Genomic DNA, 21,981 nt, shown 5'->3' on the forward strand with positions numbered 1-21,981 from the left:
ACGTGAGAGGATCAGCAGAAGCCGCCGCATCCACCGCCATTGCCGCCACAGCAGCATAACAGCAGGATGATCCAGATCCAGTTACAGCCGTTATTATGTTCGCATCCGCATCCGGAACCAAATCCGTTGCCGCCGCAGCAGCACAAGATCAGGATCAGCCAGATCATATTGCAGCCGTTTCCTCCTGAATTGCAGTCGCATCCACATCCACAGTTTGTTGCAGCCAGATCGCTCATATGAAAAGCCTCCGAAAAGATATTTACAATCCATCATATGAGAAGTGGCCTGTCACTGTTTCCGGTTTTGTGAAAAATAATTTGGTTTTTCGGATTCACAAAAAAAGGAACCGCGATGGAAGAACGGTTCCTTTTTTTGAAACATTATTCGCCCTGGTACATATATTTGATCAGACGCTCGATATCTTCTTTGTCCTGGGCAATGATGTCAAGTTCTTTGATGTAACCATTGGAAAACATGGTTGCCATGGAGAGATACTGGGACAGTTTGGATTTTAAGTTAATGCGGTCACCTTCCGGGGATACCAGCTCAACCGGCCCCTTGCACTGATCAATGATTTTGAAAAAGCTTTCTACGTTATCGATGTTCTGAATTTTCATTTGGGATTCCTCCTTGTTCTATTTCATTGCATACGGGGAGACGCCTTGGGCGCATCCGTAAATTAAGTTAGTTATCTTTTTGACAAACAAGAGTATAACAAAAAATTAACAATCGTTCAATTGCCAGAATTTCCAAAATTAGACAGAAAATCACCCTGATTCGATACAGAAAGACTACAGGCATAACTGGCAGACAGGAAAAATACCGTCAAAAAAACTAATAAAAAATTCTGTGTTTTTTATAAAAATAAGTGGTTCTTTTTTTGAACGAATATGCTATACTGTTTGAGTGCGTTATGAGCGTAAAGATTATTATAGAAGAAACACAGGTGAAATCATGAATCAGTATGAGAATGGCAAAAATTCCGGGACGGGGCGCTCCAGGGCCAGAAGCAGTTCCTATTCCGGCAGTGGAAGAAGTACTTCTGCTGGAAGACAGACTAGAACCACAACCGGCAGTGGAAGAAGCACCTCAGGAACATCTTCCAGAAGCGGCGCTGCTTCGCGCAGCAGTTCTGCAAGAGGAACCGAGGCTGGCGCTGCAAGACGCAGCTCGGGAAGCAGAACATCGGCATCTTCCAGAACGGACCGTTATTATAATGAAACAAGAAGAACTTCTTCGGGCAGACGCGGAGGCAGAAGAGGCGGCAAAGGACCGGATTTTGTAAAGATTGCTGTTGGCGGTGTGATCCTGATCCTTGCAATTTTCTGTGTCACATTTTTAATGAAGAAAGTGACCGGATCAAAACCGGATCAGACAGAAGCTCAGACGGAGATTACTGTTCCTGAGACGGAACTGGAAAAAAAAGTAACCGTAGATGGCATCAACATTACCGGCATGTCCAGGGATGAAGCAAAGGCTGCGATCCTGAAAGATTTTCCGTGGGCCATGAAAGTGACCTGGCAGGATCAGAGTTACGGCGTAAATGATCTGATGGCAGAAAAAGTGGATGCACTTTTGCAGGAAATCTACACCGGAGAACCGAAAGAAAGCTATACGCTGGATACCACCGGTCTGGAGGATGCAGTTGCGAAAGAAGCAGAGAGCGTGGCAGCGCTCTGGAATAAAAAAGCAAAGAATGGTTCTATTTCTGAATACGATTCCCAGAATGATAAGTTCTTATTTAAAGGGGCAGAAAACGGTCTGGCAGTCGATCAGGAACAGCTGAAGGCTGACATTCAGGCAGCTTTAAACCGCAAGGATTTCAGTGCATCCATTGCAGCGACGGTAAATGAGGTGGAGCCGGAGTTTTCCGAGGCAACCGCACGGGAAAAATATAAAACAATCGGCACTTTCACGACCAATACGACTGCAAACCAGAAGCGAAACACCAACGTCAAGCTGGCTGCCCAGGCAATCAATGGCATCGTGCTTCAGCCGGGGGAGGAATTTTCCTTTAACAACCGGGTGGGTGAGCGTACCGAGGCAAAGGGATATCAGGCGGCAGCTGCTTACAACAATGGTGAAGTCGTTCAAGAGATTGGAGGCGGTGTATGTCAGGTTTCCTCTACCATGTACAATGCAGTTGTGAAGGCAGGACTGAAAACGACCATGCGCCGTTCCCATACGTTCGAGCCTTCTTACGTAACACCGGGAACCGATGCAACCGTAAGCTGGGGCGGTCCGGATTATAAATTTGTAAATAACTCCAGCGCAGCGATTGGTATCCGCGCAAGTTATTACAACCAGACCTGTACGGTATCCATTTATGGAATTCCGGTCCTGGAGGATGGGGTTACCCATTCTTTGAAATCCACGAAGCTCAGTGAGACTGACCCGCCTGCACCGACCTATGAAGAGGACCCGACGCTTACACCGGGAACGGAGAAAGTCAAGAGTGCGGGAAGCAAGGGAAGCAAGTGGGAAACCCGTCTGATCGTTACGAAAAACGGAGAAGTAGTCAGTCAGAATGTGGATCACAGCGTTACCTACAAAGGACACACGCCGGTTATATTAAGAAACAGTACCGGTACAACAGCGGCAGGTGCATCTTCTGCGGCAGACAGTTCTGCTTCCGCAGCCGATGGAACAACTGTGGTACCGTCCGGCGATGCAGGAACAGGAACTTCTTCTGCGGGCGAGAGTCATAAGGCAGGGGAGACAACGGCGGTTGCACCGTCTCATACAGCTGCAGAAAAGACTACTGCGGCTGAAACGACAGCCCAGGCTACCACTGCAGCATCCCAGCAGCCGGTATCCCATCCGACAGTAGCCGATTCCGGCAACAGCAGCTCCGGTGGCAATAGCTCCGGAAATGCGCCGACAGCAGCCGATTCCGGCAATGCACCGACGATTGCGCCGAATCCGGGTGTGTAAAAAGAAAATAAAAGGGTTTTTGAAATCTGTAGAAAAATTAACAAAACAGAAGCGCTTTTTGACAGCGCTTCTGTTTCTTTTTTTCAACGGAAAATCCAGAAATAAGCAATTGCTAACTTGGATTTTGGACAGATTGTATGCAAAATAATACGCGAATTTCCTGTTTTCGTGTTTGCAAATCGATAAAAAGTTGCTATAATATACACAGGTCAGTCTCCTTATGCGGGGAGACTTCTCTTTCCGGTGCATTTTTCTCACTGGAAACTTCCCGGTTTTACCCGGGTTAAAGCATATTCACATTTGTAGGAGGATAATCAAATGGCAAGAAAAATGAAAACCATGGATGGTAATCAGGCCGCTGCTCATGCTTCATACGCATTTACCGAAGTTGCAGCTATGTACCCGATTACTCCGTCTTCCGTAATGCCTGAGCATACGGATGAGTGGGCTACTGAAGGCAGAAAGAATATCTTCGGCCGTACAGTACAGATCACTGAGATGCAGTCTGAGGCTGGTGCAGCTGGTGCTGTTCACGGTTCTCTGGTAGCAGGCGCTCTGACCACTACCTATACCGCTTCCCAGGGTCTTCTTCTGATGATCCCGGATCTGTACAAAATCGCTGGTGAGCAGTTACCGGGCGTTATCGATGTATCTGCACGTGCAGTATCTTCTCACGCTCTGAACATCTTCGGCGATCATTCCGACGTATATGCATGCCGTCAGACCGGCTGCGCTATGCTGTGTGAGTCCAGCGTACAGGAGGTTATGGACTTAACTCCGGTTGCTCATCTGTCTGCAATCAAAGGTAAAGTTCCGTTCATCAACTTCTTCGATGGATTCCGTACCTCTCATGAGATCCAGAAGATCGAAGAGTGGGATTACGACGATCTGGCTGAGATGGCTGACTGGGATGCAATTGCAGAATACCGTGCAAAAGCATTAAACCCGAACAACCCGTCTCAGAAAGGTTCCGCACAGAACCCGGATATCTTCTTCCAGGCTCGTGAGGCATGCAACTCTTACTACGATGCTCTTCCGGCAGTAGTACAGATGTACATGGACAAAGTAAATGCTAAGATCGGTACCGACTACAAACTGTTTAACTACTACGGCGCTGAGGATGCTGAGCAGGTTATCATCGCTATGGGTTCCGTTAACGATACCATCGAGGAGACCATCGATTACATGAGAAAGTCTACCGGTGCTAAAGTTGGTGTTGTTAAAGTTCGTCTTTACAGACCGTTCAGCGCAGAGGCTCTGATCGCAGCTATCCCGGATACTGTTAAGAAGATCACTGTTCTTGACAGAACCAAAGAGCCAGGTTCCTTAGGCGAGCCGTTATACCTGGATGTTGTTGCAGCATTAAAGGGCAGCAAGTTCGACCAGGTTGAGATCTTCTCCGGCCGTTATGGTCTTGGTTCCAAAGATACCACCCCGTCTCAGATCGTTGCGATCTATGAGAACAACACCATCAAGAGATTTACCACTGGTATCGTAGATGATGTTACCAACCTGTCCCTGCCGGTAGGTGCTCCGCTTGTTACCACTCCGGAAGGAACCACTAACTGTAAGTTCTGGGGTCTTGGTGCAGATGGTACCGTAGGTGCTAACAAGAACTCCATCAAGATCATCGGCGATAACACCGATATGTACGCTCAGGCTTACTTCGATTATGACTCCAAGAAATCCGGCGGTGTTACCATGTCTCACCTTCGTTTCGGTCATAAGAAGATCAAATCCACCTACCTGATCCATCAGGCAAACTTCGTAGCATGCCACAACCCGGCATACGTTCGTAAGTACAACATGGTTCAGGAGCTGGTTGACGGCGGTACTTTCCTGTTAAACTGCCCGTGGACTCACGAGGAGCTGGACAAGCACCTTCCGGGTCAGATGAAGAAATTCATCGCTGATCACAACATCAACTTCTACACCATCGACGGTGTTAAGATCGGTATCGAGACCGGCATGGGCCCGACCCGTATCAACACCATCTTACAGTCCGCATTCTTCAAACTGACCGGTATCATTCCGGAGGAGAAAGCAATCGACCTGATGAAGGCTGCTGCTCAGAAGACCTACGGCCGTAAGGGTGAGGACGTTGTTAAGAAGAACTGGGCTGCTATCGATGCTGGTGCAACCGGCGTTGTTAAGGTAGAGGTTCCGGAGAGCTGGAAGAACTGCGAGGATGAGGGACTTGATTACAAGACCGTTTCCGGCGACAGAAAAGACGTTGTTGATTTCGTTAACAACATCCAGACCAAAGTTAGTGCTCAGGAAGGTAACAACTTACCGGTATCTGCATTCAAAGAGTATGTAGATGGTAATACCCCGTCCGGTTCTGCAGCATTCGAGAAACGTGGTATCGCTGTAGACGTTCCGGTTTGGAATTCCGAGAACTGTATCCAGTGTAACTTCTGTTCTTATGTCTGCCCGCACGCTGCAATCCGTCCGGTTGCTATGACCGAGGAAGAGGCTGCTAAGGTTGAGGGCGCTACCTTACCGTTAACCGGTATGCCGCAGTACAAGTTCACCATCGCTGTATCTGCACTTGACTGTACCGGTTGTGGTTCTTGTGCAAACGTATGTCCTGGCAAGAAGGGCGAGAAGGCTCTTACCATGGATAAGCTTGACAAGCACCTTGACGAGCAGAAGACCTTTGATTACGCAGTAACCCTGCCGATCAAAGAGGATGTTGTTGCTAAATTCAAAGAGACCACCGTTAAGGGTTCCCAGTTCAAACAGCCGTTACTTGAGTTCTCCGGCGCATGTGCTGGATGTGGTGAGACTCCGTACGCTAAGCTGATCACCCAGCTGTTCGGTGACAGAATGTACATCTCCAACGCAACTGGATGTTCTTCTATCTGGGGTAACTCTTCACCGTCTACTCCTTACACCGTAAACGCTAAGGGTCAGGGTCCGGCATGGGATAACTCCCTGTTCGAGGATGCTGCTGAGTTTGGTTACGGTATGTTACTGGCTCAGAACGCAATCCGTGATGAGTTAAAGGAGAAGGTTGAGCAGGTTGCAGCAAACGAGAACGCTTCTGAGGAAGTTAAGGCTGCATGCAAAGACTACTTAGATACCTTCACCGTAGGTGCTACCAACGGTACCGCTACCGATAAGTTAGTTGCAGCTCTGGAAGGCATTGACTGCCCGACCTGCAAGTACATCGTAGCAAACAAGAACTACCTGGCTAAGAAGTCCCAGTGGGTATTCGGTGGTGACGGATGGGCTTACGATATCGGTTTCGGCGGCGTAGACCATATCCTTGCTTCCGGTAAGGACATCAACGTTATGGTATTCGATACCGAGGTTTACTCCAACACTGGCGGTCAGTCCTCTAAGGCTACCAAGACTGGTGCTGTAGCTCAGTTCGCAGCTGGCGGTAAAGAGACCAAGAAGAAAGACCTTGCAAGCATCGCAATGTCTTACGGTTATGTATACGTAGCTCAGATCTCCATGGGTGCTGATTATGCTCAGACTGTTAAGGCTATCGCTGAGGCAGAGGCATATCCGGGTCCGTCCCTGATCATGGCTTACGCTCCGTGTATCAACCACGGTATCAAGAAGGGCATGAGCAAAGCACAGACCGAGGAGAAACTGGCAGTTGAGACCGGTTACTGGAACAACTTCCGTTACAACCCGGCTGCTGAGAAGAAGTTCACCCTGGATAGCAAGGCTCCGAACATGGAAGGCTATCAGGACTTCTTAAAGGGCGAGGTTCGTTACGCATCTCTGGCTATGAAGAATCCGGAGAGAGCAGCTACCCTGTTCGCTAGAAACGAGGCAGAGGCTAAGGAGCGTTACGAGTACCTGACCAAGTTGGTTAAGCTGTACGGTGACGACAACGAGTAATCGTTCGTGAAGAAATCAATATAAATCGTTCATGACTGTCCCCGGTTCGCCGGGGCGGACGTGAGCGGGTCAGTTCCGGATGGAATGGCTTGTGCTGTAACAGAAAAAAAGCTCCCGGCCTGCGAAAGCAGGTGCGGGAGCTTTTTTGTACCACTAGGCGAAGAGTGCGCCAAGCAGTCCGTAGGATAACAGGGACATGATTACGGTGGCCATGATGATTCCGCAGAAAATCGCGCCGATGGCTTTGCCGAATTTCATGTGGAGCAGGGCGGCTATCAGGGAGCCAGTCCAGGCGCCGGTGCCGGGAAGCGGAATCCCTACGAAGAGAACGAGACCCCAGAAACCAAATTTCTCAATCTGGCCTTTGTTTTTATCTGCTTTCTGGCGGACCCAGATTGCTACTTTGCTTAAGCCCGGTACACGCTCCATACCGTTTAAAACCTTTTCGATGAGAAGAAGGATGAACGGGATTGGAAGCAGGTTTCCAATGATGCAGATTGGAATTGCCTTTAAGATCGGAACATTCAAAAGAGCGGGAGATGCAGCAAGCAGTCCGCCACGCAGTTCCAGGATCGGGATCATGGAGATGATAAAGATGATGGCTTCCCCGGATACTTTTCCACCGAGAAGGGAAGCCAGACCCTGTACCAGAGTATCAGTCATAACATATCCTCACTTTTCTGTATAAAATTGTATGAATTTGTGACAATTCTGCGGCCAATTGTGATCGCGTTTGCGCGATGCGTGAACTGTAACAGGACTGTTGCATTGACCGTAAAAAGCCACATACGCTTCATTATAGGAGAAAACACAAAAAAATTCAATTGCTTCTGCCTACTCGTTTATAAAAAAATACTATGTAGATTTCTCGCAGAGTATGCTAAAATGAAAAGTACGGTTATAGATACAGGACAGATATAGAAAGGAACGGAAGATAAAGTTATGAAACGGCTGTGGAAAATACTGGGAATTTTGGTTGCAACGGCAATTTTACTGAACGTAGTAACAGAAATATTGAACCGGAAATCGCTGATCGGTGCAATTGGATTTGCCTTGCATACACCGCTGGTATTTTTGCTGAACAGTCTGTTGTTTCTGACGCCGTTTTTGCTGGTTTTCTTTACCAGGCGGAAGGTGTTTCTGGCGGTTGTGCTTGTGGTGACCGGCCTGACGATGGCGATTGCCAACAGTGTTCTTCTGGTATTCCGGACTACACCGTTTACGGCAGCGGACCTTCGCCTGGTAAAGTATGCAGCCACACTTCTGACAACGTATCTGACCTGGTGGCAGATCGTGCTGATGGCAGTGGCTGCAGTGGCCGCGATTTTATTTTGTGCAGTGCTCTGGAAAAAAGCGCCGCTGGATCCAGGAAAGGTGAATCTGACAGAATCTGTCTGTGTATCGGCGGTTTCCATGCTGGTGATCTGGGGGGTTTTAAATTTCTCCATTGCGACAGGCGCAGTGGCGCTTCATTTTGGAAATATCGGACAGGCTTATAAGGATTATGGATTTGCCTATTGTTTTTCCAATTCACTTCTGAATACCGGAATTGAGAAACCGCAAAGCTATGACCAGGCGGCTGTGGAGGAACTGGAAAGCGAAGAGCAGACACAGACCGAAGATGCAAAAAACATAGAAGGCCGCTACCCGAATATCATTATGTTGCAGCTGGAATCCTTTTTTGATCCGCTTTTGTGGAAGAACAATCCGGTACAGGGAGATCCCATCCCGATGTTTCATTTCCTGGAGCGGAATTTCCCATCTGGTTATTTGAGTGTTCCTTCGGTGGGTGCCGGAACGGCGAATACGGAGTTTGAGTGTAACAGCGCCATGAATCTGGATTTCTTCGGACCGGGAGAGTATCCGTATAAGACCATTCTCCAGAAGACATCCTGTGAGAGCATGGCATTTGATATGAAAAATCTGGGGTATAAGGCGCATGCGGTGCATAATAATGAAGCAACGTTTTATGATCGCCACAAGGTGTTTTCCCAGCTTGGGTTCGATACTTTTACGCCGATTGAGTATATGTATGACATCGAGCGGAATCCAACCGGCTGGTGCAAAGATAAGGTATTGGTCGGAGAGATCGAAAAGGTGCTGGACTCCACTATGGGAAGCGACTTTGTATACACGATTTCCGTGCAGGGACATGGCAAATATCCTTCGTTTGAATATTACTGTGAGCAGATCCATGAGATGGATGAATTTATCGGACAGCTGATCAATATGCTGAATACACGCATGGAGCCGACGGTTCTGGTGATGTATGGCGATCATTTGCCGGGCTTTGAATGGACGGCAGAGGAGATGGAGAACGGCTCACTTTTCCAGACCAAGTATGTTGTCTGGAACAATGTCAACCTTCCTGCTGTGAAGCGCGATGTAGAAGCTTACCAGCTTGCTGCCCATGTCCTGAATATGCTGGATATCCATGAGGGCACCATGATCCGGTTCCACCAGCGTCATTTAGACCAGTATGATACAGACACGCAGGAATATCTGGATGCCATGCAGATCCTGCAGTATGACATTCTTTATGGGGATCACGAAGTATATGGAGGGGAATCGCCTTATCCGGCGACAAAACTGGAATTTGGCGTCACTCCGATCATTCAGAGAACAACGCTGCACAATACGGATCAGGTTATTGTATTTGGCGGCCCCTTTAACAGCTACTCCAAAATCTGTATAGATGGAAAAGCGGTGGATACCCAGTATTATTCAAAGACCAGGCTGATTGCAAAGGGAGTTTCCAAAAAAGACGGAGAAGAAATTACCGTTCAGCAGGTTGGACGTGATAAGATTCATCTGGGAACAGCAAGAAAGAGACAGGAGACGATAAAACGATGAATATTCAGGAAGAATGGGAGCTGCATAAGCCGAAAAAGAAAACCTGGGGACGATTCCTGCGGGTCATATTTGGTCGTACCACGTTTGTGATTACGGCACTTCTGATCCAGTTTATCACGCTTTTGTACAGCTTTCAGTGGCTGAGTGAGCATGTGTTTTACTTATATGGAGGTTTTGTAGGCTTAAGTGCTGTCGTTGTGATCTACATCATCAATAAAAACCAGAATCCGTCTTATCAGCTTTCCTGGATCATCCCGGTTCTGGTATTTCCGGTATTCGGTGCTTTGTTTTATCTTTTTGTGGAAGCACAGCCAGGAACCAGAATGATCGACCGGAGACTGAAAGCGAACATCGAAGAAACCAGGCCTTTTTTAAAACAGCAGACACAGGTTATGGAACGTCTGTACCGGGAAAGCAGGGGAACTGCGCGGCTGGCTTATTATATGAACGAATATGGCGGGTATCCGATCTGGGAAAACACCAGTGCACAGTATTTTCCATTGGGCGATGATATGTATCCGGTGCTTCTGGAAGAACTGAAAAAAGCAGAGCGCTACATTTTCATGGAGTATTTCATCGTGGAAAAAGGAGAAATGTGGAACACTATCCTGGAGATATTAAAAGAAAAGGCGGCATCCGGTGTGGAAGTCCGCTTTATGTACGATGGGATGTGCAGCCTGACCTTAGTACCGTACGGGTATCCGAAGCAGCTGGAGCAGTATGGGATCCGCTGCAAGATGTTCTCCCCGGTGCGCCCGGTCCTTTCTTCCGCACAGAATAACCGGGACCACAGAAAGATCACGGTGATCGACGGACATACTGCATTCACCGGAGGAATCAATCTGGCAGACGAATATATCAACCGGAAGGTCCGTTTTGGACACTGGAAGGATACGGCGATCATGTTAAAGGGCGATGCCGTGACCGGATTTCTGATGATGTTTTTGCAGATGTGGAACATTACGGAACACCAGGCGGATGATTATGTCAGATATCTATGCAAGCCAGATTACCAGTACCCGGCAGGACTGGACCGCTCGGGCTTTGCGATGCCGTACGGGGACAGTCCGCTGGATAATGAGCCGGTAGGACAGCATGTTTACATGGATATTTTAAATGAATCCCGTTACTATGTGCATATGATGACACCCTACTTGATCCTGGACAGTGATATGATCACGTCGCTGACCTTTGCGGCGAAGCGCGGCATTGAGACGATCATCATCATGCCGCACATCCCGGATAAGATTTATGCCTACCTGCTGGCGCGTTCCTACTACGCGGAGCTTTTGCAGGCAGGTGTAAAGATTTATGAGTATACACCGGGCTTTGTCCATGCAAAGGTATTTACTAGCGATGACACCAAGGCGGTGGTTGGTTCCATCAATATGGACTACCGGAGCCTGCACCTGCATTTTGAATGTGCAGTTTATCTGTACCGGAATCCGGCCGTGCAGCAGGCAGAGGCAGATTTCCAGGCAACCTTAAAACAGTGCCAGGAGATCACACAGCAGGACTGCAGAAATTATCCGATCCCGAAGAAAATCGCGGGAAAGGTGCTGCGGCTGTTTGCTCCCCTGATGTAAAACAGCAATATCGCACAGTGCGTATCAGAGATGCAGGATTTCTTCTATTAGTAATGCCGTACCTCGGCGGCTGCCCGGATCTTCTGAATGACAGGCTCGGCGGCTGCGGAGGTGAAATATTGGAAGGTGCATGCTGGCACCTTCTTTTTTAATGCCTCAAAATCTCCGTCTTTGATCAGACAGCGCACGTCGGACGCGCTGATGGCACCATCTGCGTCGGCTTTTCTTGGAATGATATTGCAGGTCAGGCCGGCGGCGGACAGCTCCTCAGCCATGACCTGGTTGTAGATGCCGGTTACCTGGCTGAAGGGTTCTTCCCCGACAAAACGGTCTGTGATGGAAAGCGCATTGGCAATGCGCAGAAACACCTGGATATCGAGCTTGGCATGAGAGCGGATGACCGTGTCGGAGTCCTTTAAAAAGTAGGACGGGAAGGTCGCATTGGAGATCATGTAAGGACCGGTCTCGTGGCAGATCACATTGGAAAGGTCTGCGCAGCCGTCTGCAACCAGCTGTCTGCGGACGGAGAATGGAACCAGGGAAGCATCCTCTGAGACTACAAATACATGAAGTAAGTCTACCGAAGCAGCCGCCTGCTCAACCAGATAACGGTGACCGAGTGTGAATGGGTTGGCATTCATGATGACAGCGCCGGTTTTTTGTGTGCTGGTTGGTACAGAGGCATCCGCGCCGTCTTTGTCGTTGTGTGTGTCCTGGTTTTCTGTCTGTGTCAGAACAACGGGGGCAGTTTGAGCTGCTAAGAAAGCAGCGGTTTCCTGCTGCAATTGTTTCAGATAATCAGCAAAGCCAGTCCGGCGGTTTTCCATAAAAACAACTTTTCCTTCCACACGGGCGATTTCGTAAAAACTGAGATCACTGAAAAACCGGGCCGTATTACACTTAGTATATAAGAAGAGACTGGTGTTGCCACGGCTGTACTGGTATTCGATCAGGTGTGAGATCACCTGATTCATCAGGCCTTCGCCCTGATGCTCTGAGGATACAGCCATGCAGCGCAGTGTGTTGGCAAAGCAGGAACCGGTTGCGACCAGGTTGTAGTCATCGTCGAACAGACCGATGCTGTAATCGAGATTTTTGTCGCGTTCGATTCCTTCTTTTTCCAATAATGCGTCCATCTGGCGCACAGCGCGTTTATCAGTGGGAGATATTCTGCTGACGGTATAATCTGACATAATAAAAAGTCCTCCGTGTTTTATTCTGAATATGTTTCGAAATGTCAAGCTTTCCGGCAGTCTGTGAAATCTGAATATGGAAACAGGAATGCCAGAACTGTGTTTAGTATAGCGTATTTCCTGTAAAAATGCGAATACTTCCTGAGTTATGGGGAATATTGGATTATGATAATAATTTGCAGCAAGGATGTTCCGTATGGAAAATTCCAAGCACAGTTGGTGTGTAAAAGAATTTTATCAATGCTTGCAGGCAGAAAGGAATGAAATCACAGATGGGCAAACGGAAAATGAAAAATAGAAACAAACAGACAGAAAATTGGAATGCGGAAGATGGTGGAAAACAAATGTCTGAAGTCAATCGCATGAACGAAAAAAATGCCAGGAAAAGGGAAAAAACAGATGTGCCAGTGAATGGAACGGAACGAATGCAAAATGGAGGCGAGCGGGTTCAGGGCGGCGGAAATGAAGCGTTTGGTCTGGGCTATGCGCAGGCTACGCTGGATGGTGGAAATGGCAAACATAAAATTCATTTGCTTTCCATCATCGGGGAAGTAGAGGGGCACGAAAATCTGTCCGGAAATACGAAGGTTACCAAATACGATCAGATTCTGCCCAGGCTTGCCGAGCTGGAAGATGATGACAGTGTGGAAGGCTTGCTGGTTCTTCTGAATACGTCCGGTGGGGATGTGGATGCAGGGCTTGCCATTGCAGAGATGATCGCCTCCCTTTCCATGCCAACCGTTTCTTTGGTGTTGGGCGGCAGCCATTCCATTGGGGTACCACTTGCTGTTTCAACCGATCACTCTTTTATTGTCCCGACCGGGACGATGATGGTGCATCCGGTGCGCATGAGCGGAACGGTAATCGGGGCATCGCAGACTTACGAGTATTTTGAAATGATCCAGGACCGGATCCTGACCTTTGTCAGCGACCATGCGCAGATCGCATATGACCAGGTGAAGCAGCTGATGCTGAATACGGAAATGCTGACCCGGGACCTGGGAACGGTGCTAGTAGGAAGTGAAACCGTAAAAGCCGGACTCATCGATGAGGTCGGGGGGATCCGGGAGGCACTGGGGTATTTGTACCGGAAAATTGAAGAAGGAGAAGAAGATACGGTACACAGGTAGGAATGTTCTGAAGAACCGGCAAAATCCATTCCTGTTTGCGCAACGTGTGCACAGGAACGAATCTTGAATTTGTGGAGTATGTCCGCGTCTTGCATTTCCTGATAATTTTTTGTATACTAACTACATTGGGAAAGAGGAGGCTGAATTTTTGTGGCAGCAAAGAAACAACAAAACAAAGTAAATTCAGATAAAACAGCAAGAACAACGGGCAGCCGGAAAGCTGCAGGAACCGGGGCGAAGAATGCGGCAGACGGCAGAAAAAAAGCCGGAAGACCGAGAAAGGTCCAGGAACCGGAGCCAGTTCAGGAAGAGGAAAGCCTGGTACGCGCAGAAGTGATCGTTTTGGGATCGTTTGCGGCCGCAGTGCTTTTATTTTTAAGCAATTTTCATCTTTGTGGCTTTGCCGGAGATTTTCTGCGCGGTGTTCAGCTGGGACTGTTTGGTCTTCCAGGATACATTGCTCCGCTGGTCCTGTTCGTAGGGACCTGTTTTTACCAGGCAAACCGGGGAAATCGCGTGGCTTTGCACAAGACAGTTGCTTCTGCAGCAGCTTTTTTTCTGCTCTGCGGCTTTTCACAGATGATATTTGGACAGCAGCCGGAAGCCGGGAAGGGTGTATTGGAATATTACCGTCTGTCTGCGGCATCCGGTATGGGCGGCGGTCTGGCAGGAGGACTTTTATTTGGAGTACTTCGCTCTGTGCTGGGAAGCATCGGTGCATTTCTGATCCTGGCTGTAGGCATGATTTTATGTATGGTGTGCATCACGGGACGCTCGTTTGTGAAAGCAGTGAAACGGCACAGCGATGTGGCTTATCAGTATGCCAGGGAGGACATGGAGCGCCGCAGGGAAATCCATGCTGAGCGCCAGGAAGAGCGCAGGAGACTTCGCGAAGAACAGCGGGTGCGCGGTGTGAATCTTGGTTCCACGTATCTGCCGGCGAAAGAAGACGAGTACCTGGAGGAAGATCCGGAGGCGGATTACGGCGAGCGTTACGAGGATGATTATGATAACGGCTATGATGATGGCAGTGCCGACAATCATGACAGTGGCTATCATGATAACTATGCTGACGGTCATGCGGAACATTACGATGACAGCTATGGTTATGGTGACAGCGATAGCGGCAGCTATGATGAAAGTTATGGCACCCGTGGAAGGGCAGAGCATGCTGCAAGCCGTCCGCGTCCGAAGCGGCAGACACCGGACCAGGCAGATCTGTTTACCGGAAGTATTTCCATGCCGGATGAATACCGGAATGAAAAGCCGGATGTTCCTGCTTATTCAACCAATCTTCCGACCGGGGAAGTGGTACCGCCGGAGCCGGAGGATGATTACGATCTGGAGGCTGCGGCCAGAAAACTGACTGAGTCTGGTTTTGGGCGTTTTGAAGAAACCGGAGAAGTTTTCACCGGCGGTGCAAGGAAACTTGACGAGCCGGAAAAGGGAAAAGCAGGGCAGACCGATAACACGGATGTTTATGCGGATGTGGCTCCGTGGGATGAGCCGGATACATACACAGAAAATCCTTATAAAGAAAATCAGTATACAGCAGATGCTTATGTACAGCAGCAGACTGAAATGCAGAACGGGCGGAATATGCAGCAGGAGCAGACGAAAGCAGTCCAGGCAGCTTCCGCAGAAAATGCGACGCTGAACCGGATGCAGAAACCAGCACAGGGAACCGGGCGGGAATTGCAGACAGAATCAGCGCAGCAGATGTGGGAGACCGTGCAGGAACCACAGCCGGAGCCAGTGCAGCAGATGCAGGAGCCATCTCCGTACATGCAGGAGCCTGCCCCGGAGGAGTATCTCCCAGATCCGGATGTGGCATACACCGTAAAAACGGAGCAGAACACCGACTTTGCGATCCCGGAGGAAAGCAAACGTGTGGTCACTGCGGGAGGCAAGGTCATCGAGACCGATACCGAGGCGCTTCAGAAGAAATTGGAATCTGCCAAAAAGGCAGAAGCAGCAAAACACGAGTCAGAGCAGGCCGAAAGCAAAGTGTCAGTGGAGCAGCAGATTCAGGAAAAAGAAGAAGAACCGAAAAAGGAATACATCTTTCCGCCGTTTAGCCTGTTAAAGCGCGGCAGCCGCAATCTGGGCGGTTATTCGGAACAGGAATACCGGGAAACCGCAGTGAAATTGCAGCAGACGCTGCGCAACTTTGGCGTTGGCGTTACCGTGACCAATATCAGCTGCGGACCTTCCGTCACCCGATATGAGCTGCACCCGGAGCAGGGCGTAAAGGTCAGCAAGATCGTCGGACTTGCTGATGACATTAAGCTGAGCCTGGCGGCAGAGGATATCCGTATTGAGGCACCAATCCCGGGCAAGTCTGCAGTGGGTATCGAGGTGCCGAATAAAGAGAAGACATCCGTATTCTTGCGCGATCTTCTGGAGTCCGATACGTTCCAGAAGCATCCGTCCAGACTGGCTTTCGCAGTCGGAAAGGATATCGGCGGTCAGGTCGTGGTAACCGATATCGCCAAGATGCCGCATCTTCTGATCGCGGGCGCGACCGGATCCGGTAAGTCGGTCTGCATCAACACCATTATCATGAGCATCATCTACAAGGCTGACCCGGAGAATGTCAAGCTCATCATGGTGGATCCGAAGGTCGTGGAGCTGAGCGTATATAACGGCATTCCGCATCTGCTGATTCCGGTTGTGACCGATCCGAAGAAAGCATCTGGTGCCTTGAACTGGGCAGTAGCCGAGATGACAGACCGCTACAAGAAATTCGCGAAATACGGTGTGCGTGACTTAAAAGGCTACAATGCAAAGATTGAGACGATTCAGGATATTGGTGACGCAAACAAACCGAAGAAGATGCCGCAGATCGTCATTATCGTGGACGAGCTTGCGGATCTGATGATGGTGGCTCCAGGCGAGGTGGAGGATGCAATCTGCCGTCTGGCCCAGCTGGCGCGTGCGGCAGGCATTCATCTGGTCATCGCGACCCAGAGACCGTCGGTCAATGTCATTACCGGACTGATCAAGGCAAACGTACCGTCAAGAATCGCATTTTCCGTTTCTTCCGGCGTGGATTCCCGTACCATCATCGATATGAACGGTGCAGAGAAACTTCTCGGAAAGGGCGATATGCTCTTTTATCCGGCAGGGTTCCCGAAACCTCAGCGTGTGCAGGGCGCTTTTGTCTCCGACTCGGAGGTTCAGCAGGTAGTGGACTTTTTAACCGAGCAGGGATTGACAGCCCAGTACAGTCCGGAAGTAGAAAACAGTATGAACGCGGCTCCTTCTGCGACAAGCTCCGACCCGTCTAACAGCCGGGACGAGTACTTTGAGCAGGCTGGCCGTTTCATAATAGAAAAAGAAAAGGCATCCATTGGTATGCTGCAGCGTATGTTCAAGATCGGATTCAACCGTGCCGCAAGGATCATGGACCAGCTGGCGGAGGCCGGTGTGGTCGGCGAGGAAGAGGGAACAAAGCCCCGTAAAGTCCTTATGACTATGGAAGAATTTGACCAGATCATTTAACCCAGGATGAAACGGTACAGGCTGCCGGGCGCATTGTGCGCAGACAGGAAATCACCAGCGGACAGTTTCATTCAGACCACAGGAAAAAGAAAGGGAGGATACTGGATATGAAGACAGATATTGAAATCGCGCAGGAGGCGGTAAAGCTTCCAATCAAAGAGGTTGCAGAGAGCTATGGAATCGTTGAGGATGATCTGGAACTGTACGGCAAGTACAAGGCAAAGATCACTGATGAGCTGTGGCAGCAGGTGAAGGACCGTCCGGACGGAAAGCTGGTTCTGGTCACTGCGATCAACCCGACTCCGGCCGGAGAAGGCAAAACTACGACCAGCATTGGTCTGGCAGATGCCCTTACAAGACTTGGCAAGAAGACCATGATCGCCCTGCGTGAGCCGTCCCTTGGACCGTGCTTCGGCATTAAGGGCGGAGCAGCAGGCGGCGGTTTTGCCCAGGTCGTTCCGATGGAGGATTTAAACCTTCACTTCACCGGAGACTTCCATGCGATCACATCTGCGAATAACTTACTGGCAGCACTGTTAGACAACCATATCCAGCAGGGCAATGCCCTTCAGATCGATACCAGACAGATTCTCTGGAAACGCTGCCTGGATATGAACGACCGTGTACTCCGCAATGTTGTGGTAGGTCTTGGCGCAAAGGCAGATGGTGTTGTGCGTGAAGATCATTTCGTGATCACGGTTGCTTCTGAGATCATGGCAATCCTTTGCCTGGCAAACGATATGAACGACTTGAAAGAGCGTCTCGGCAAGATCATCGTTGCATATAATTATGCCGGAGAGCCGGTTACTGCAGCACAGCTGCATGCAGTAGGAGCAATGGCAGCGCTGTTAAAGGATGCCATCAAGCCGAACCTGATCCAGACCCTGGAGCATACCGGTGCCCTGGTACACGGCGGACCGTTCGCAAACATCGCACATGGCTGCAACAGCGTGCGTGCGACCAAGACCGCGTTAAAGCTGGCGGATATCGTGGTAACCGAGGCAGGCTTTGGCGCAGATCTGGGTGCAGAGAAGTTCATGGATATCAAGTGCCGCAAGGCAGACTTAAAGCCGGATGCAGTTGTTCTGGTGGCAACCGTGCGTGCATTAAAGTACAACGGCGGTGTGCCGAAGACGGAACTGGCGGCAGAGAATCTGGATGCGCTGAAGAAAGGTATCGTAAACCTGGAGAAGCACATCGAGAACCTGCAGAAGTTTGGTGTTCCGGTTGTAGTAACCTTAAACTCCTTTGTGACCGATACCGAGGCAGAGTACGCATTCATCCGCGATTTCTGCGAGGCACGCGGCTGTGAATTCGCGCTCTCTGAGGTATGGGCAAAAGGCGGCGAGGGCGGTGAAGCCCTGGCAAACAAGGTGCTGGAGACTCTGGCAAACAAGGAGAGCCATTACCATGCCCTGTACCCGGATGAGATGAGCTTAAAGGATAAGGTCAAGACCATTGCCACCGAGATCTACGGTGCAGACGGCGTTTCCTACGCTCCGGCAGCATCTAAGGCCCTGGCACGCATCGAGGAGATGGGCTTTGGCAATCTTCCGGTCTGCATGGCAAAGACCCAGTATTCCCTGTCTGATGACCAGACCAGGCTGGGACGCCCGGCCGGATTCACCATCAATGTGCGCGATGCTTATGTTTCCGCAGGCGCAGGCTTTGTGGTTGTTCTGACCGGCGCGATCATGACCATGCCGGGACTTCCGAAAAAACCGGCTGCAGACGGCATTGATGTCGATGAAAACGGCGTGATTACCGGACTGTTCTAGAAAAAACGCCTGTAATCTGGCACAGGCCGGATTGCAGGCATGAAACATGCATGCGGGGCAGCAGGATTGCATGTCGTGCATGCATGGACAGAAAACAAAAACGTGTGGAAAGGATAGACGAAGAGTATGACGATAAAAGACTGGTTAGAGGGACTTTCTTACAAGCTGGTACAGGGAAGCCTGGACGTGGAAGTAAACGAAGTCGTATACGATTCCAGAAAAGCGGCTCCGGGAGCTGTATTTGTCTGCATGAAAGGAACAAAGATCGATTCCCATGATTTTGTGGGACAGGTAACGGATGCGGGTGTGAAGGTGCTTGTGACTGAGCATGCAGTAGAGGCACCGGCAGATGTGACGGTCGTGGAGACAGCAAATGGCAGGGAGGCACTGGCGCTTTTATCGGCAGCACGGTTTGGCTATCCTTCCCGCAAGCTGACCATGATCGGTGTTACCGGAACCAAGGGAAAGACAACGACGACCCACATGATCAAGACGATTCTGGAGACAGCCGGAAAGAAAACCGGCATGATCGGAACCAACGGTGTCTACATCGGCGAGGAGCATTTCCCGACTGTGAACACGACGCCGGAATCCTATGATCTGCACCGTTATTTTGCAAAAATGGTGGAAGAAGGCTGTGCGTGCTGCGTGATGGAGGTTTCCTCCCAGGCAATGAAGATGCACCGGGTCGCAGGCATCCAGTTTGATTACGGCTTGTTTACCAACATTTCTCCGGATCATATCGGAAAAGATGAACATGCGGATTTTGCGGAGTACTTATACTATAAAAAGCAGCTTTTTGCGCAGAGTAAGCGTGCCCTGGTCAATGTCGATGATGAGCATATCGAGGAAATTGTAAAGGATATCCCGTGTCCGTGGACCGGATTTGGCTTAAAAGAGGGAGCAGGCTTCCAGGCAGAGAACATCCACTATGTCTCTGAGCCGGATTTTGTCGGCGTGGAGTTTGACATCAAGGGCGAGCATCAGATCCCGGTGCGTGTCAGTATCCCTGGCAAGTTTAATGTATACAATGCGCTGGCGGCAGCAGCGGTTACGCTCTGGGTGGGCGTTCCGGCAGATAAGCTGCAGCATGCCCTGGAGCATTTAAAGATCAATGGCCGTATGGAGATTGTCTATACCTCCGAAAAATGCTGTGTGATTGTGGATTATGCCCACAATGCAGTCAGCATGGAAAGCCTTCTCGAAACGCTCAGGGAGTATCATCCGAAACGCCTGGTGGTTGTATTTGGCTGCGGTGGAAACCGCTCAAAAGACCGCCGTTATTCCATGGGTGAGATCGGCGGCCGCATGTCAGATCTTTCCATCATCACTGCAGATAACTCCCGCTTTGAGAAGGTGGAGGATATCATTGCGGATATCCGCGGCAGCATCGAGAAAACCGGCGGAAAATTCATCGAAATCCCGGACCGGAAGGAAGCCATTACCTACAGCATCACCCATGCCGAGCAGGGAGATATGATTGCCATCATCGGGAAGGGACATGAGGATTATCAGGAGATTAACGGAGTGCGTTATCCGTTTTTGGACCGCGCCGTGGTGGAAGAGGTTGTGAAGACCTTGCAGTAAAACGCATGCAGAATCCATGATGGAAAATGGCATGGCATTGCGAAACATGCTGTATGTAAAAATGACATAGAGCATTGCCAGAATGGCAGCATGTAAAAAATAGAAACAGAAAAGAGAACCGGACATGGAAAAGATAACGGTAAAGGATATTGTAACAGCAGTAAATGGAACGCTTTTATGCGGGGATGAGAATCATCCGGTGGAGCATCTGAGCATTGATTCCAGAACCATGAAGGGCAACGACTTGTTTGTGCCGCTCATCGGCGAAAAGGTAGATGCCCACCGCTTTATCGAGCAGGCCTTTGGCGCAGGAGCTGTGGCGGTGCTGACTTCCGAGCACGATCATGCAGAGGATGCAGATCATGCGTGGATCCGGGTGGCCGACACCAAAAAGGCACTGCAGGAGATTGGCCGCTATTACCGCAGCCACTTAAGTCTGCCGCTCATCGGCATTACCGGAAGTGTCGGAAAGACAACCACCCGTGAGATGGTGGCAGCAGCACTTTCTGCAAAATACCGGGTTTACAAGACCCCGGGTAACTCCAACAGCCAGGTCGGTGTGCCGATCACGCTGTCCGAGATCATCTCTGCGGATGAGATCGGTGTCTTAGAGCTTGGCATGAGCATGCCGGGAGAGCTGACCGTGATCGCGAAAATCGCACAGGTGGATATGGCGGTGATCACCAATGTCGGCATTACCCATATTGAGCAGCTTGGAAGCCAGGAGAATATTTACCGCGAAAAACTGACCATTCAGGATGGTTTAAAGGAAGGCGGCATTCTCTTCTTAAACGGGGATGACCCGCTGCTAAAGGAGACAAAAGCAAAAGCAGGATGCCGTACCGTCTATTATGGAACCGGGGAAAATTCGGAGTACCGCGCGGAGGATATCCGCAGCGAAGATGGGTATCCGGTGTTCACAGCAAACTGCCGCGGCGAAAAATACATGGTGCGATTAAGCATTATGGGCCGTCACAACGTGTTAAATGCGATGGTAGCACTGGCTGTGGCAGATCTGAGCGGAGTTCCGCTTTCTGATGCTGTGAAGACTCTGGCTGCGTTTACCGGCTTTAAAAACCGTCAGCAGATCGCGGAAAAGAACGGGGTCACGGTCATCGATGATACCTATAACGCAAGCCCGGTTTCCATGAAAGCAGGACTTGAGGTGTTAGAGGCGAAAGCAAAAGGGCGCCGGGTCGCAGTGCTTGCCGATATGAAGGAGCTGGGACCGGATTCTGCCAAATTCCATTATGAGGTAGGAAGCTGGATGAAATCGCATCCGGTGGATGTATTATTTACATACGGAGAGCTTGCCCTGCAGATTGAAAAAGGCGCAAAGCGTGCCGGTATGAAGGCAGAATACCTGCATTTTGATGAAAACCAGAAAGAAGCAATGGTAGATGCCTTAAAAGCAAAGCTTCAGACGGGTGACTGCGTGCTCTTGAAGGGCTCCAACAGCATGCGCCTGGGCGAGGTGGCGGCAAAGCTGCTGGCTGAGTAAAAAATTACTGTTTGCGCAGCACGTGAAGAGTAATGAAAGAAGCATGATAGCCAGCTG

Annotated in this window: 13 protein-coding genes; 9 read left to right on the forward strand and 4 right to left on the reverse strand. The window is 49.9% G+C overall.

Going from position 1 to position 21,981, the window contains the following annotated elements:
• Positions 1-11 precede the first annotated feature (11 nt).
• Together DXB18_RS11180 and DXB18_RS11185 are read right to left on the reverse strand one after the other, a co-directional pair.
• Complete coding sequence (locus DXB18_RS11180) at positions 12-236, reverse strand: chorion class high-cysteine HCB protein 13 (protein ID WP_118707855.1); 225 nt, start codon at positions 234-236, stop codon at positions 12-14.
• A 144-nt stretch (positions 237-380) separates the two neighbouring features.
• Positions 381-617, reverse strand: a complete 237-nt coding sequence (locus tag DXB18_RS11185) for a polya polymerase (RefSeq protein ID WP_118540995.1) — start codon at positions 615-617, stop codon at positions 381-383.
• Between the two features lie 337 nt (positions 618-954).
• On the opposite strand from DXB18_RS11185, the gene DXB18_RS11190 reads away from it, so the two are divergent.
• Positions 955-2,934 (forward strand): VanW family protein, encoded by a 1,980-nt coding sequence (locus DXB18_RS11190; RefSeq protein ID WP_118707857.1) that lies wholly within the window; start codon positions 955-957, stop codon positions 2,932-2,934.
• A 318-nt stretch (positions 2,935-3,252) separates the two neighbouring features.
• Positions 3,253-6,792: a pyruvate:ferredoxin (flavodoxin) oxidoreductase gene (nifJ, locus tag DXB18_RS11195; protein WP_118540991.1), complete on the forward strand. Its 3,540-nt coding sequence runs from the start codon at positions 3,253-3,255 to the stop codon at positions 6,790-6,792.
• A gap of 153 nt (positions 6,793-6,945) precedes the next feature.
• On the opposite strand, the gene DXB18_RS11200 is transcribed toward nifJ, so the two are convergent.
• Positions 6,946-7,455 carry a small multi-drug export protein gene (locus DXB18_RS11200; protein ID WP_118707859.1) on the reverse strand — a complete coding sequence of 170 codons (510 nt, stop codon included), beginning with the start codon at positions 7,453-7,455 and terminating at the stop codon, positions 6,946-6,948.
• Between the two features lie 279 nt (positions 7,456-7,734).
• Here DXB18_RS11200 and DXB18_RS11205 point away from each other — a divergent pair, with 279 nt between their 5' ends.
• Together DXB18_RS11205 and cls are read left to right on the forward strand one after the other, a co-directional pair.
• On the forward strand, positions 7,735-9,645 hold the full coding sequence (locus DXB18_RS11205; protein ID WP_118707861.1) for an alkaline phosphatase family protein: 1,911 nt from the start codon (positions 7,735-7,737) through the stop codon (positions 9,643-9,645).
• Positions 9,642-11,231, forward strand: coding sequence for a cardiolipin synthase (gene cls / locus DXB18_RS11210; protein ID WP_118707863.1), 1,590 nt, complete (start codon positions 9,642-9,644; stop codon positions 11,229-11,231). The genes DXB18_RS11205 and cls overlap by 4 nt, the downstream gene beginning before the upstream one ends.
• 47 nt (positions 11,232-11,278) lie before the next feature.
• Here the strand turns inward: cls and DXB18_RS11215 are convergent, their stop codons facing one another.
• Positions 11,279-12,424 carry an adenylyltransferase/cytidyltransferase family protein gene (locus DXB18_RS11215; RefSeq protein ID WP_118707865.1) on the reverse strand — a complete coding sequence of 382 codons (1,146 nt, stop codon included), beginning with the start codon at positions 12,422-12,424 and terminating at the stop codon, positions 11,279-11,281.
• A 344-nt stretch (positions 12,425-12,768) separates the two neighbouring features.
• On the opposite strand from DXB18_RS11215, the gene DXB18_RS11220 reads away from it, so the two are divergent.
• From DXB18_RS11220 to murF, 5 genes are all read left to right on the forward strand, one after another.
• The gene (locus DXB18_RS11220) at positions 12,769-13,554 is read left to right on the forward strand and encodes an ATP-dependent Clp protease proteolytic subunit (protein WP_347560883.1); all 786 of its coding nucleotides are present in this window, start codon (positions 12,769-12,771) and stop codon (positions 13,552-13,554) included.
• Between the two features lie 318 nt (positions 13,555-13,872).
• On the forward strand, positions 13,873-17,058 hold the full coding sequence (locus tag DXB18_RS11225) for a DNA translocase FtsK 4TM domain-containing protein (protein ID WP_118707933.1): 3,186 nt from the start codon (positions 13,873-13,875) through the stop codon (positions 17,056-17,058).
• Positions 17,059-17,165: 107 nt separating this feature from the next.
• Positions 17,166-18,836 carry a formate--tetrahydrofolate ligase gene (locus tag DXB18_RS11230; protein WP_118540981.1) on the forward strand — a complete coding sequence of 557 codons (1,671 nt, stop codon included), beginning with the start codon at positions 17,166-17,168 and terminating at the stop codon, positions 18,834-18,836.
• A 126-nt stretch (positions 18,837-18,962) separates the two neighbouring features.
• The gene (locus DXB18_RS11235; protein WP_118707867.1) at positions 18,963-20,423 is read left to right on the forward strand and encodes a UDP-N-acetylmuramoyl-L-alanyl-D-glutamate--2,6-diaminopimelate ligase; all 1,461 of its coding nucleotides are present in this window, start codon (positions 18,963-18,965) and stop codon (positions 20,421-20,423) included.
• Positions 20,424-20,547: 124 nt separating this feature from the next.
• A complete protein-coding gene (murF, locus tag DXB18_RS11240; RefSeq protein ID WP_118707869.1) occupies positions 20,548-21,924 on the forward strand; it encodes a UDP-N-acetylmuramoyl-tripeptide--D-alanyl-D-alanine ligase in 1,377 nt (458 codons plus the stop codon).
• The last annotated feature ends 57 nt before the right edge of the window (positions 21,925-21,981 follow it).

The organism is Clostridium sp. OM02-18AC (assembly GCF_003481825.1).
Classification (GTDB): domain Bacteria; phylum Bacillota; class Clostridia; order Lachnospirales; family Lachnospiraceae; genus Brotaphodocola.